Raw genomic sequence first — 13,340 nt, forward strand, 5'->3', positions numbered from 1 at the left:
CTGGAAGGCAGGTTGCCCACGTGTTACTCACCCGTCCGCCGCTCATTCCACAGGCGTCCCCCCGAAGGGTTCTGCCTGTTTCCTGCGCTCGACTTGCATGTATTAGGCACGCCGCCAGCGTTCGTCCTGAGCCAGGATCAAACTCTCCAATAAATGGTAGAAGTCTGAACTTCTGACGTTCAAAACTGAATCTGGCTAAAGATTCTTTGCTTGCTTAAAAAAATTGACAGAGAATGATTCATTCTCTTTACCTTCTTCTTCGTCTTTTGTTTAGTTTTCAAAGAGCAAATATGAATGCCGCTCGTTTTTGGCGACTTTATTAATATATCACTAACTTAATATAGAGTCAATAAATTTTATTAATAAATTCCGCTGATCAACTTTGTTAATGTTGTATCTCGTTTGCGACGATTATTAATATATCATAATAATTTTCAGGTTGGCAATAGATTTATAATATTTTTTTATAATTTCCTTGTTTATCAAATTTATAAACAAAAAATTTAACAGCGCAACGATCCTGCCTCCAGTTTGGTTCGAACCTTTCCCTTAAGATAGACTCTTTTTCAGAAATCCTCATTATAAAGTCAATAGATTCTTACGCAAACTTAGTGAAAAGAAGATTCATCTTACAAATTCACTTTTTACGTAAGAGCCCAGTCTGATATCGATATAAAAAAGGTACGTCTGTCAGGGAGAAATCCTTCAGCTTTCCTCTTCTTCAGATTCACAAAAGGGAAAGCGAAACATAAACCGAAGGGCACTTTTTTAGGAAGAGCATAACAGTCATCCTAAAAAGACCATAAAAATGACTTCAGGATCATTTAAACGGCTGCACCAATGTTTCCGGCTTTAATAATTCACCCACCTCGGGAAAAAACTTCGCTGCGGACTCTTCCCAGCGAAGTTTTTTCCCGTAAACGATGAACATTAACAGAGACACTCATTCAAAATTTTTGCACCATGAAGTATGAAAATTAATACTGCTGTGTAACAAAGGAGAGGACGCCCAAAGGACTAGCGCAGTTGGAGAATACAAGTAATCTTCTGTAAGATAACGAAGAATTAGCGGAATCGATGCTGGTTCTTAAAAACATCATGGCGGTCTTCGTCCTGCTGTCTGTGGATCGATGGAAGCCGTGCCTTTAGAGAAATTAATCGAGAACCATCCCTTGGGTAAGTATCTTCGAAAGTTCAGCGGTATTACTTCTTTTTTTAACAAAACTTTATTTTCAAGACAGCTAATTAAAAAGAAACTGTATAAATCGATATAGAGCCTTTAACAAATTTATTTAAGAAATAATTCAATAACAAGGTTAGAAATCACATAACAGTCCTCTATATAAATGAAATTATTATAAAGCAGCATGCTGCATAAATTTATTCACAAAATACTTTCTGTGATTAATAGTTTTCCCTCTGGTTTCTTCAAGCTTTATGTCTACCAGTCCTTTTTTAACAAGAAATTCCAACAGCATGCTTAAGTCCAGAGAATAATCATGAAAAGAAACTCTCTCTTTAAGTTCTTCCACACTCCATGCTTCTTCTTTTTCTTCCATAATCGATAATAAATGCGCGCTGCCCAATTTTAATTTAGTAGCCAGTTCAAATTCATTGGCCAGCAGCAGCAGTTCCAATCTTTTTTCAATAGGTTCCCGGCCTGTTACTAATTCAGAGTATAGCTTGTGAATTTCCGGCTCCACCTGTTTCACCTGCTGCCAAACTGTAACTTCAGGATAATATCCTCTTTCAATAACAGCCAGCCTTGCAAGATGATGAAGTGCATGTACAATTTGATTAAAGGAATCGAGATAATGCCCTTCATAATAAAGAGACTTTCCATCTGCGAATCTGCGTACAAGCTTTGAAAATTCCATTCCTATACGAATTTGTCGTTCATTTTCCGGAAAATGGATCAGTCTTTCTTTAAAATTTTTCATGTACTCATTCCGGTCAAAGATAACCTTGCCGTTCATTAACCAGTTAACTGCTCTTCTATTGGTACTCTGGGAAAGCCATTGCTGAATTTGTGTGGTATTCACAATGTGCATCGCTGCTTTTTGGTCTTTATACTCATAATGCTTTATTTCCCAGTTTTTACTTCGTTCATTTTTAATAACAAGCAGTATCCCATCAAAGTAATCTGTGGCTGCATCTTCCAGAGCACTCTTTTTCACCACAATTACTGCAAGAGTATCCGGGTCTCCTGTACGATCCTGATAAAGCTCGCGCATAAATTCATCCATAGCGCAGCCCCCTTCATTTAAAAACTGTAAAAATTATTAAGGTACTGATATACCCGCTGATTAAAAAGCCTTTGCATTTCATTCGGTTTGCTGTACCGCAGGTTAATAACATATACTGCTGAAACATACCAGGTCTTCATTTGTTCAAAAGTCTGTAAATATAAAGCCTGAAAGCTAAAAAGTTTTGCCCGCATCAGTTTTGAGTTCTCTTTCAAATAACACCATTACTAACATTATTACGACCGTCTGCCTCAAACACTGCTAACTTAAATGTTCGACAGCAGTATTGAAATTCCTGCTGTATCGTAACAAATGTTCAATACTTTTTCATATATTTCACTTAATTTATTATGCTATACTATTCTGGTAGAAAGGCGTGATGAATTATTGTTAAACTTCACAAGTAAAATAAATAAAATACGAACTTTCGCTCTTGTTTTAATTTTCGGCGGTATTATCATTATGTATGTCGGTTTATTTTTCCAAGCTCATCCGTTAGTGATGACTTTGTTTATGCTGCTCGGTTTTCTCGCTATTATTGCCAGTACCGTAATCTATTTCTGGATAGGAATGCTTTCTTCCAAAGCAGTTCAGGTTACATGTCCTGAATGCAATAAACCTACAAAAATGCTGGGGCGGGTAGATGCCTGTATGCATTGTAATGAACCATTAACACTGGATCCTGATCTCGAAGGAAAAGAGTTTGACCAGGCTTATAATTCAAAGAAAAAGAGTAAGGACGGGGAGTAATTCTCCTTCCTTACTCTTTTTAAATATTTAAGGGCTGATAAAAATGCTGCGCGGAAAGGCTCAGCTTTAATTCGCCAGTTTTTTTTGGCAGTCAGGGCATGTACCGTAAACTTCCATACGATGATCACGTACATTGAAACCTGCAATATGCTTAGCTAGTGTTTCAACTTCATCCAGACCTGGATAATGGAAGTCGACAATTTTTCCGCAATCATCACAGATAACGTGATAATGGTCAGAAGTATTACTGTCAAATCTGCTGGAAGAATCCCCATAGGTTAATTCCCGCACCAGTCCTGCATCTTTGAAAACACGCAGGTTATTGTAAACGGTAGCCACACTCATGTTTGGAAACTTATCTTCAAGCGCTTTATAAATTTCGTCAGCTGTCGGATGCTGCTCACAGTCGAATAAAAATTCCAGAATAGCATGTCTCTGCGGAGTCATCCGAACTTTTGTGCTTTTTAATGATTGAAGTGCTTCGCGTAGTTCTGTATTTTCCAATGTTCTCACCTCTCTATTCTCTATGACTCTTCTCTTTCAAGCAGGTGAATTAACGGGATGGCAATAGTAGATATTTAGCAGCAAGAAGAGATTCTTATATAATAATGGTTATAAACAGTATACCGATAACAAGCATATTCTGTCAATTAGTGTGGTTGGGTGACAAAAGGCATACTGTCCTTAACATCTATCATAAATGAAATATATCGGTGTGAGCTGTCTTTCGATTTTCCTCTTTTAGCTTCATAATCGAGACAGATACTTCTCATTTCCTGACTCAGCTGTTCCACATCTTCTTCTGCGACTCCGATTAAAAAGGTCGTACTTCCTTTTTTAAGGAACCCGCCGCTGCTGGAAAACTCTGTCATACGGTAGTTTGCCTTTTTTAATCCTTCCTCCATAATATCCCGGTAACGATTCTCTACGATACATATCATTAACTTCATGGTCTTCTCCCCCTTTTTAATAACCTTTGGATGGATCTACTTTGTTAATGTATTCCCCTTTACCTGAACGATATACCTGCAGGTTATGATGAAAGATTTCCATTGCCCTCGGCTGATATTGAGGAGAGATACCTGATAGATGCGGTGTTACTGTTATCTTCTTATGAGACCAGAAAGGGTGCTCCGGAGGCAGTGGTTCTTCATTAAACACATCCAGTACCGCATGTTTAAGCTCCTGAACATCCAGCGCCCTGAGGAGAGCTTGCTCATCCACTACATTTCCTCTGCCCATATTAATGAAGACAGCTTCACTGTTCATACTTTTAAAAGCATCCCGGGAAAAAATATTGTTAGTTGCTTTCATTTTTGGAAGGACCGAAACCACAAAATCAGCTTTCCCCAGGACATCATGTAAATTTTCAATAGTGCTGATTTCGCAAAAAGGATCAACATTTCTTCCAGATTTATTTACACCAATTGTATACATGTGAAACGCGTTGGAGAGCCTTGCAACTTCAGCACCGATAGCTCCTGCACCGATGACGGCCAGCGTCTTTCCGTGCAGCTCTGTCATTACAGGGGAACGATCCCATTTATGTTCTTTTTCCTGTTCCTGCACTACCTGCATCTGCCGGGCAGTATGAAGCATCATATGAATTGCATATTCTCCCATCGGCACAGCATGTATGCCGCGCGCATTTGTAACAAGAATATGCTTTTCTGCTATTGCCTGAAACGGCATTTCATCCATTCCCGCTGAGACAACCATGATCCAGCGCAGATTTTCCGCTTTATAAATATGATCTTCCGTCAGATCTTCTCCATAAGTAATAATTGCCTCAGCTTCATATAGAGACTCTTCTGCTTCTTCTATATTTTTATACCATCGAAAATCCACATCGCTGAACTTTTCTGTGAAATTTTTAGTAATGCTATATGCAATGTTTCCAGTAGATACTACTATCACTTTTTCCTCACCTTTCAACTGCTTTTAATCGTCTAAATTCAGACTGAACTGATACTGCGCGGATCTGCTTTCCTCTCCCCGCCAATTCACAAGAACCCGGGCTTCTATTTGATTTAGATTAGCACAGGGAAGGCATTCTTCAGAATAATCTACAGTCCCATCAAAATCAGCAAGCTCCAGTTCCTGATAGAAAAAGCCAATGGTAGAGCTGTCTACAAAAAACTCTATGGCCTCTATATCTTCAGGATTAATAGTTTCCTCATTATGTTCCAGTCTGACGCCGATCTTATATTCGTCATTATCTTCGTCCACGTACAATACTGCATTCCAGAAGTCATCTGAACTTGAACTCCTGTATTCAGGATTGAAAGGACCCTCATAATCATCCTGCATAAAATACATTACTGCTCCAACCAGGAGAATAATTAATATAAATGGAAGAAACTGCTTCAAGCAAATCCCACCCTTCTACCACTATATTATCAGACAAACAGCAATATTTCAGGTTTTTTCATTAGCTGCATATAATAAATATGCATATACACAATAATTAACAGTCCCTGTAAATCTGCCTCTTAAAAAACTTTCATTTTGAGGTGATCAACTGAAATTATCACTTGTAAAATTTACAAATCAGCTGCCGATATTAATTTATTTATTGGGAGCTGTGATACAATTTATCTAAAATACTCAGGCTGGCAAAGTTTCCAGTAACATATTCCAGTCTTGTATTAAGTTAATTAAAAGGAGTTTTCTATATGGAATTTACAAAATCTGAACAGTTATACAAAGAAGCAAATGAAGTGATTCTGGGAGGCGTAAACAGTCCTTCCCGAGCATATAAAGGTGTTGGCGGAGGCACACCTGTATTTATGGAAAAAGCGGAGGGCGCTTACTTCTGGGATGTGGACGGAAATAAATATATTGACTATTTAGCAGCATACGGACCGATAATTACAGGACACGCGCACCCTCACGTAACTAAAGCGATTCAGGATGCAGCAGCTGACGGCGTTCTTTACGGCACCCCTACGGTTTACGAAAATAAATTTGCTGCCATGCTTCAGGATGCTATGCCGGCACTTGAGCGTGTTCGATTCGTTAACTCCGGTACGGAAGCAGTGATGACTACGATACGGGTAGCCAGAGCTTATACAGGCAGAAATAAAATCATTAAATTTGCAGGCTGTTATCACGGACATTCTGATTTAGTACTCGTTGCAGCCGGATCTGGTCCCTCAACCACAGGAAACCCTGATTCTGCTGGAGTAACGAAAAACATAGCAGAAGAAGTAATTACGGTTCCCTTTAACGACCTAGATTCTCTGGAAAAAGCAATCGGACATTTTCATGATGAGATCGCTGCCGTTATGCTGGAGCCTATCGTTGGGAACTTCGGTATTGTAGAACCGGAACCGGGATTTTTAGAAGCTGTTAATGATTTAACACATGCAAATGGCTCACTGGTGATTTATGACGAAGTAATTACTGCTTTTCGATTCATGTATGGCGGAGCGCAGGATTTACTGCAGATAAAACCTGATCTTACCGCAATGGGCAAAATCATCGGCGGTGGGCTTCCAATTGGAGCCTATGGTGGAAGAAAAGATATAATGGAACAAATCTCCCCTCTTGGACCGGCGTATCAGGCAGGGACTATGGCTGGAAATCCGGCTTCGATTCGTGCAGGAATTGCCTGCCTGGAAGTACTTCAGCAAAAAGAAACATACCAGGAACTGGACCGGCTTGGACAGAAACTGGAAGAAGGAATTGTAAAAGCAGCTGACAAATATGAAATACCGGCTATTGTTAACCGTCTTCACGGAGCACTGACAGTATTTTTTGACGTTAAAGAAGTTAAGAATTTTGCTGACGCGGAAGCGAGCAGCACAGAATTGTTCGCCTCTTTTTTCAAAAAACTTCTTCAACGAGGGATCAATCTGGCTCCTTCTAAATTCGAAGCACTTTTTCTTACAATTGCTCATACAGATGAGGATATTGATTATACAATCGAACAGATTGAACAGGTTTTCTCCGAAGGTCTTTAATTCCTTCCATTTCCTCCGCACAGCTGCGGAGGTTTTTTTATTTAATCTTTATCTGGCCGCAGAATTGCTTTTCCTCCTGTATTAATAATACATCTGAAAATATGAATTCAGCTGTCTTAACAATGAAAGCGATTCTATGAAAACTATAAAAAATTTCACTTTTCTGATCATATTTTTTAAATTTTTTATCTCCTTGAAATAGAGGGTTAAGAGGTGTATTATACATGGAGACTCTTACCAAATAAAATAATTTTAAATGAAGAAAGGAACATTATTTATCATGAGGCTTGGAGCCCGAATATTTAAAACTGGGTTATCGGTTACATTTGCCCTCTATGTAGCAATGTGGCTGAATTTTGAAACCCCGGCCTTTGCAGGGTTAGCTGCCTTTTTCACAGTACAGCCTTCTGTATACAAAAGTTTAACTTTAATCTGGGATCAAATACAGGCAAATATCATTAGTGCTGTTCTTGCGATTACGTTTGTACTGGCATTTGGCGCGGAACCTTTTGTGATCGGAGCAGTAGTGCTGCTTATCATTGCAATTCATATCAGGTGGAAAAAAGAAGCCATTATTCCGCTGGCAGTGGTGACAGCAATACTTATTATGGGAAGCCCCTCAGATGACTTCTTTAACTTTGCTGCTGACAGATTTATATTAATCATGGTTGGAGTATTTTCTGCATTTGCAGTAAATATGGTGTTTCTCCCGCCGAAACATGAAAATCAGCTTTACCACAAAGTATCCGGAATAAACGAAGAAATTATTCAGTGGATCCGTTTAATCCTTCATCATGAAATAGATTATGGAACACTCAAAGAAGATCAGAATAAAATACGTTCTTCCATTGTAAAGCTGGAGACCCTCTATACGCTTTACAAAGAGGAGCGCAGCATTTTCCGAAGATCGGAATATTCAAGAATGAGAAAAATTGTTTTGTTCCGCCAGATGATCCGTGCAACAAGAAAGGCAGAAGATATTTTAAAAAGCCTCGCAAAGCACGACCATGTTACGCATCAGCTTCCGAATGAAATAGAGGAAATAATTCGTCACCAGCTGGATGATTTAACGAATTATCATGAACGTGTCATTTTGAAGTATGCAGGTAAAGTAAGAGCTCACTCTACCTCTGAATATTATGATGAAGTGATGGATGGAAAAAAGAAATTAGTGCAGATATTTATGACTTATCAATCAGATAAAGAGTTTGATTATGAGGCCTGGATTCACTTCCTCCCGGTCATTGCTCTTGTTATTGAATACTCGGAGGAACTGGAACACATGGACAGACTGGTAGATGGATTCTTTACCTTTCACACCGAAGATAATGAAGTTGATATCGATAAGAAAGAGCTGTAAACGCTATGTTTACAGCTCTTTCCAGGCTGTTGAAAAATATTTTTTCTGTATAAGTATGCGCTTTTATGCTTTGTCTTCGAAGGTACGCTTTCCGGAGGGAACTCTCTCAGCTAACCTGCCTCCGGCAGGTGGATCTTCGAATCGTCCTAAATCCTCCCGGAGTCGACCTTTTGCGACTGCAGCATAATTAAGAGAGGCAATGATTTTTATACGAAACCGCAGAGATACGAACACTTTTTCTTCGGAAATAACTTTTCTCCATAGCGCCCGGCGGTGACAGCGGGATTCAAGCGCAGTCTGTGAGAGAATGCCCCAACGATTTTTCTGGACATTCTCTTAAAACATGAGGGAAGCCAGCCAGGGTTTTGCATTCATCTCGTATGCTTTTTCCGAGATGGATGTGGCTGCGTGGACACATGCTCTTCTTATTTGGTTGTATCCGGCAGGCATTGAAAATAGCTGAAGACCGGTCGGCAAGCTTCCGCCGGAAAGCGGAGGAGAACCCATCCACAGCAAATCATAAATATACAAAATTTCTTACTTTATAAACACTCTGGAAAGAGCTGTAAACACTATGTTTACAGCTCTTTCCAATGAGTATTGAATATCGAACATCTTTAACTATGGATTTAACTTCTTCTTACCTGTGGAAGCTTAGGGGCGTAGACTTTATAAGTTATATAAACAATGCAGTATAACTGAGATGAAAAGATACTGTTTAAGCTTCTTTTTTAGAAAGCCGCAGCGCTTGTTTAATTCCATTTTTAAAGGAAAATTTCCCGTACATCAGTACCCCGCCTTTATAAACGCGTGCAGCAAGGAGGTTAATAAGTACAGCGCTGACAATTAAAATAGAAATAATCACCCATATTTCCCAAACAGGCACTGTTCCCATTCCGATTCTAAGGAATAAAAGCTGCGGAGTGAAAAATGGGATATAGGATAGAACGCGGAATACAGTAAGCTCAGGCGCGTTTAGTGCAACGATCGACAAGAAAAAAGCAATCATCGCTAAGAAAATAAGCGGCTGAATCGCCTGATTTACTTCTTCTGCTCTGCTTACCAGAGCACCGACCATTGCTGCCATTCCCCCATACACAAAGTATCCCAGGAAAATAAATAACAGCGCGTAAAGAATTAAAGAAACTTCAATGACTTCAGTAAAAATAAAGTTGAAAACCTCTTCTCCGCTCATAAATGCTCCAACTGCTACTGCTGCTACTAAAATTAGCAGGTTCAATGCTCCGGCTGCACCAATTCCAAGAAGTTTACCAAACATCTGTGTGACAGGGCTTATACTGGATACGATCAGCTCCATTACCCGGGAAGACTTTTCCGTAGCAACTTCGGTGGCAATCATCGAACCAAAAGTAATCACAATAAGATAAATTGCGAAGACCAGTCCGTACACCATCCAGTAGGAAGAAGAAAAAGCTTCTTCCGGCTCAGCACCTGCTTCTGCAGTAATTTCAGTAGAAAAAGTGACCGGAGCTGCTAACTCATTTACTTCCTGGTCAGATAAACCCAGCTGCCCCGCTGCCGTTGACATCTTAGCAGCCTCCACTTCTTCCTGCACCTGGCTTGTAAGCGCCATGCCTGGGTCTTCTCCGGAAAGTACTGCTTCAGCAGAGGCTGCACTGCCTGATAGCTGAAGTATATATGTACTGCTTTCCTCTTCTATTTCCTGCAGCGTTTCGATAGTATCTCCAGAACGGTTCTCGTAAATTGGATTTATTTGTTCCAGCTCTTCCGCTAATGCTCCATTGAATTCAGTTTCATCCAGTACATAAATGATGCGGTCTCCTCCAGCATCTTCTGAATCATCTCCACTAAATGTATCTATTAGTGTAGGAATATTAAAAATACCGATGATCAGCACTGCCATAATCGCCGTTGAAATTGCAAAGGACCTGGATTTTATTCTTTTTACCACCGTATGGCTGAAAGTCGTCCAGAAATTACTCATTTGATTCACCTCCTGCCTGATCTATGAAAATGTCATGAAGTGATGGCTCTTCAACTTCAAATTTACGAAGGAATCCTTTTTCTGCTGCTTCCCGAAAAATCACCTCTGCGATTTCTTCGCTTTCTACTTTTATATCTGTTTCAACTTTCGAGTTATGTAAATCTAGAACTCCCGGAATATTCTCTAAAAACTGCAGGTCAAAATCGGCCTTAATTTTTACACTTTTCATTCCGTAGGAACGCTTGATGTCCTTTAAGTTCCCTTGCAGCAGTGCCTCCCCATGCTTTAACATAATTAAGTCATCGCATAATTCTTCTACATTTCTCATTTGATGACTTGAAAAAACGATCGTAGTGCCCTGCTTCTGCAGATCCAGTACTGCTTTTTTCAGCATATCGGAATTTACAGGATCGAGGCCGCTGAAGGGTTCGTCTAATATAAGCAGCTCAGGTTTATGGAGCACCGCGGCCATAAATTGGATTTTCTGCTGGTTCCCTTTTGATAATTCTTCTACTTTTTTGTTTTCATATGATTCAATTTGAAAACGTTCCAGCCATTTGCGTAATTCCACAATAATATCCGGTTTTTTCATTTTATTCAGTTTCATTAAATATATGAGCTGATCTTTCACAGTAAGCTTGGGATAAAGTCCTCTTTCTTCAGGCAGATAGCCAATCAGGTGTGTTCTGCTGTAATCTATGCGGGCTCCGTTCCAGGCCGCACTTCCGGAGGTAGGGTCAAGCAGTCCGAGGATCATTCGGAAAGTTGTAGTTTTGCCGGCTCCATTCGAACCAAGCATTCCAAACATCTGTCCTTCCTTTACAGACAAATTTATTCCTTTGACTGCTGTATGTTCGCCAAATTTTTTATGCAGATTTTCCAGTTCCAGTGTCATTTTGCAGTTCGCTCCTTCAAAATTTTCATCTAATGTTCTTAATCATTTATGTACAAGTCAGATACAACAGGCTATTCTTTAAGTAACCTTTAATTAATTCCTATATATTTACAGTAGCACACCAAAAACAGCAGAGCAATAAGACTTCTGTTTATTGTGGTTCACCAGCTCGATAAACTATTACAGTTTTTAAAAACGGGATCTGACGAGTCCCAGGAGATATAATATCTAATTTTGGTATTTTACAAATCATACTTTGGAACATAAAAAAGAAACTGCCTTCGAAAAATCGAAGACAGTCCTCAGGCGGACGAAATATTATTTTTAATAACATTTCCGGATCAGCTTAATTTTTGAATGCTGAATAACTGCTTATACTTTCCTTCCCGCTGCATTAATTCACTATGTGAACCAATTTCAGCGATTTTCCCATTTTCCATAACGATAATTTTATCTGCATGCGTCACTGTTGATAACCGGTGTGCTACGATAAAAGTCGTTCTGTTTTGCGCAAGCCGTTCAATTGATTCCTGAATCAGCTTCTCACTTTCAAGATCCAGCGCACTCGTTGCTTCGTCAAAAATAAGAATTCTCGGATTTTTCAAAAATACTCTGGCAATCGCAATTCTCTGCTTTTGACCACCTGAAAGTTTTACTCCCCGCTCTCCTACTTTCGTTTCATATCCTTCCGGCAGCTCTGAAATAAAGTCATGCGCATTAGCAGCTTTTGCCGCTTCATAAACTTCTTCCTTTGTTGCTTCCGGTTTCCCCATTTTAATGTTAAACATGATGGAGTCGCTGAATATGATATTATCCTGCAGCACCATTCCAATTCTGTCCCGAAGCGAACGCACCTGATAATCACGCACATCTTTACCGTCTACTTTCAGTGCGCCCTCATTCACTTCGTAAAAGCGGGGGATCAGACTCATTATGGTACTTTTCCCCCCGCCGCTCATACCTACAACTGCCACAGTTTCTCCGCTGTAGGCACGGAAACTTACGTCATGCAGGACTTCTTCATTTTCGTATGAGAAGGACACCCGGTCAAATTCGACTTCTCCTTCACCAAACGTATATGGAACAGCGTCTTTTCTGTCGGTAATGTCATAATTTTCGTCAATTAGTTCAAATACACGGTCCATAGAAGCGATGGACTGTACAAGCTGTGTAGAGGAATTCACCAGACGCCGCAGCGGACTGTAGAGTCTTTCCATATACGTAGCAAATGCTACCATCGTTCCCACTGTCAGATCAGCTTGAATTACCATTACCGCCGCAGCAAAAATAACAATCAGCGGTGCCAGGTCTGTAATAGTATTTACTACTGCAAAAGTTTTCGCATTCCAGCGTGTATGATCGATCGCTCTATTTAAAAAATTATCGTTTTGATCGTTAAACTGCTTTTGTTCATGGTTTTCCAACGCAAAGCTTTTAATTACACTGATTCCCTGCAGCCTTTCATGCAAATGTCCCTGTACATCCGCAAGCGCCTGTGACCGTTTTCTTGTTAAATCCCGAAGTTTTGCAAAAAAGAACTTAATGGAAAATCCGTAAAAAGGAAGCAGCACAACAGCTGCTAAAGTCAGCCACGGGTCCATTGTATACAGAATGATAATTGTTACGATGATCGTAAAGGAATCGATCCATATATTCATCATTCCGGTCATAATGAAATTTTTTGTCTGCTCTACATCATTAATTACACGGGAAATTACTTCTCCTGCTTTTCTATTCGCATAAAAACTCAGGCTCAGCTTTTGTAAGTGGGTAAACAGCTGCTCCCGGATATCATATAAAATTTTATTTCCTGTCCACTGCGCAAAATACTGTCTGTAGTATTCAATCGGAGGACGCAGGAAAATAAAAATGAAAAATGCCCCTCCCATAACCCAGAAAAGCATATTCATCTGTTCTGCCGTTGTCAGATTCTCTCCCCCAATAACATCATCTATTACATAACGTAATATTAAAGGTATCAGGAGAGGGATACCGAACTTCAGCATTCCGATGAAAACAGTGATTAATATCTGCTTCCAATAAGGTTTCACAAATTTTAAATACCGCTTCATACTTTCCATTTTTATCCCTCCTTTATACTGCATGAGAAAAGAGATGTCTTAAAAAGCCGGTAAAACGACTTTTCTGAGACATCTCT

The 13,340-nt window shown here is 39.7% G+C and carries 11 protein-coding genes and 1 rRNA gene; 3 read left to right on the forward strand and 9 right to left on the reverse strand.

Annotated features, from left to right (window positions below):
• Together BLP92_RS06610 and BLP92_RS06615 are read right to left on the reverse strand one after the other, a co-directional pair.
• A 16S ribosomal RNA gene (locus BLP92_RS06610) occupies positions 1-153 on the reverse strand; the annotation flags it as partial.
• Positions 154-1,355: 1,202 nt separating this feature from the next.
• Positions 1,356-2,246 (reverse strand): nucleotidyltransferase-like protein, encoded by an 891-nt coding sequence (locus tag BLP92_RS06615; protein WP_090841844.1) that lies wholly within the window; start codon positions 2,244-2,246, stop codon positions 1,356-1,358.
• A gap of 387 nt (positions 2,247-2,633) precedes the next feature.
• Between BLP92_RS06615 and BLP92_RS06620 the strand changes: the two genes are divergently transcribed.
• Entirely contained in the window at positions 2,634-2,996 is a 363-nt protein-coding gene (locus tag BLP92_RS06620) for a YgzB family protein (RefSeq protein ID WP_090842365.1), read from the forward strand.
• 66 nt (positions 2,997-3,062) lie between these two features.
• Here BLP92_RS06620 and BLP92_RS06625 read toward each other — a convergent pair whose 3' ends face one another.
• The 4 genes from BLP92_RS06625 to BLP92_RS06640 form a co-directional block, all read right to left on the reverse strand.
• A complete protein-coding gene (locus BLP92_RS06625) occupies positions 3,063-3,443 on the reverse strand; it encodes a Fur family transcriptional regulator (protein ID WP_425284441.1) in 381 nt (126 codons plus the stop codon).
• Between the two features lie 203 nt (positions 3,444-3,646).
• Positions 3,647-3,946, reverse strand: coding sequence for a cyclic-di-AMP receptor (locus tag BLP92_RS06630; RefSeq protein ID WP_090841847.1), 300 nt, complete (start codon positions 3,944-3,946; stop codon positions 3,647-3,649).
• 16 nt (positions 3,947-3,962) lie between these two features.
• Complete coding sequence (locus BLP92_RS06635) at positions 3,963-4,913, reverse strand: D-2-hydroxyacid dehydrogenase (RefSeq protein ID WP_244516697.1); 951 nt, start codon at positions 4,911-4,913, stop codon at positions 3,963-3,965.
• Between the two features lie 24 nt (positions 4,914-4,937).
• Positions 4,938-5,366, reverse strand: a complete 429-nt coding sequence (locus tag BLP92_RS06640) for a hypothetical protein (protein ID WP_090841850.1) — start codon at positions 5,364-5,366, stop codon at positions 4,938-4,940.
• Positions 5,367-5,671: 305 nt separating this feature from the next.
• Here BLP92_RS06640 and BLP92_RS06645 point away from each other — a divergent pair, with 305 nt between their 5' ends.
• Both BLP92_RS06645 and BLP92_RS06655 read left to right on the forward strand, forming a co-directional pair.
• Positions 5,672-6,961 (forward strand): glutamate-1-semialdehyde 2,1-aminomutase, encoded by a 1,290-nt coding sequence (locus BLP92_RS06645; RefSeq protein WP_090841852.1) that lies wholly within the window; start codon positions 5,672-5,674, stop codon positions 6,959-6,961.
• A 280-nt stretch (positions 6,962-7,241) separates the two neighbouring features.
• The gene (locus tag BLP92_RS06655) at positions 7,242-8,321 is read left to right on the forward strand and encodes an FUSC family protein (protein ID WP_090842369.1); all 1,080 of its coding nucleotides are present in this window, start codon (positions 7,242-7,244) and stop codon (positions 8,319-8,321) included.
• Between the two features lie 718 nt (positions 8,322-9,039).
• On the opposite strand, the gene BLP92_RS06660 is transcribed toward BLP92_RS06655, so the two are convergent.
• From BLP92_RS06660 to BLP92_RS06670, 3 genes are all read right to left on the reverse strand, one after another.
• Positions 9,040-10,287: an ABC transporter permease gene (locus tag BLP92_RS06660; RefSeq protein WP_090841856.1), complete on the reverse strand. Its 1,248-nt coding sequence runs from the start codon at positions 10,285-10,287 to the stop codon at positions 9,040-9,042.
• Complete coding sequence (locus BLP92_RS06665; protein ID WP_090841858.1) at positions 10,280-11,182, reverse strand: ABC transporter ATP-binding protein; 903 nt, start codon at positions 11,180-11,182, stop codon at positions 10,280-10,282. The genes BLP92_RS06660 and BLP92_RS06665 overlap by 8 nt, the downstream gene beginning before the upstream one ends.
• A 341-nt stretch (positions 11,183-11,523) precedes the next feature.
• Positions 11,524-13,263 (reverse strand): ABC transporter ATP-binding protein, encoded by a 1,740-nt coding sequence (locus BLP92_RS06670; RefSeq protein ID WP_090841860.1) that lies wholly within the window; start codon positions 13,261-13,263, stop codon positions 11,524-11,526.
• Between the last annotated feature and the right edge of the window lie 77 nt (positions 13,264-13,340).

The organism is Alkalicoccus daliensis, assembly GCF_900103955.1.
GTDB classification, from domain to species: domain Bacteria; phylum Bacillota; class Bacilli; order Bacillales; family Salisediminibacteriaceae; genus Alkalicoccus; species Alkalicoccus daliensis.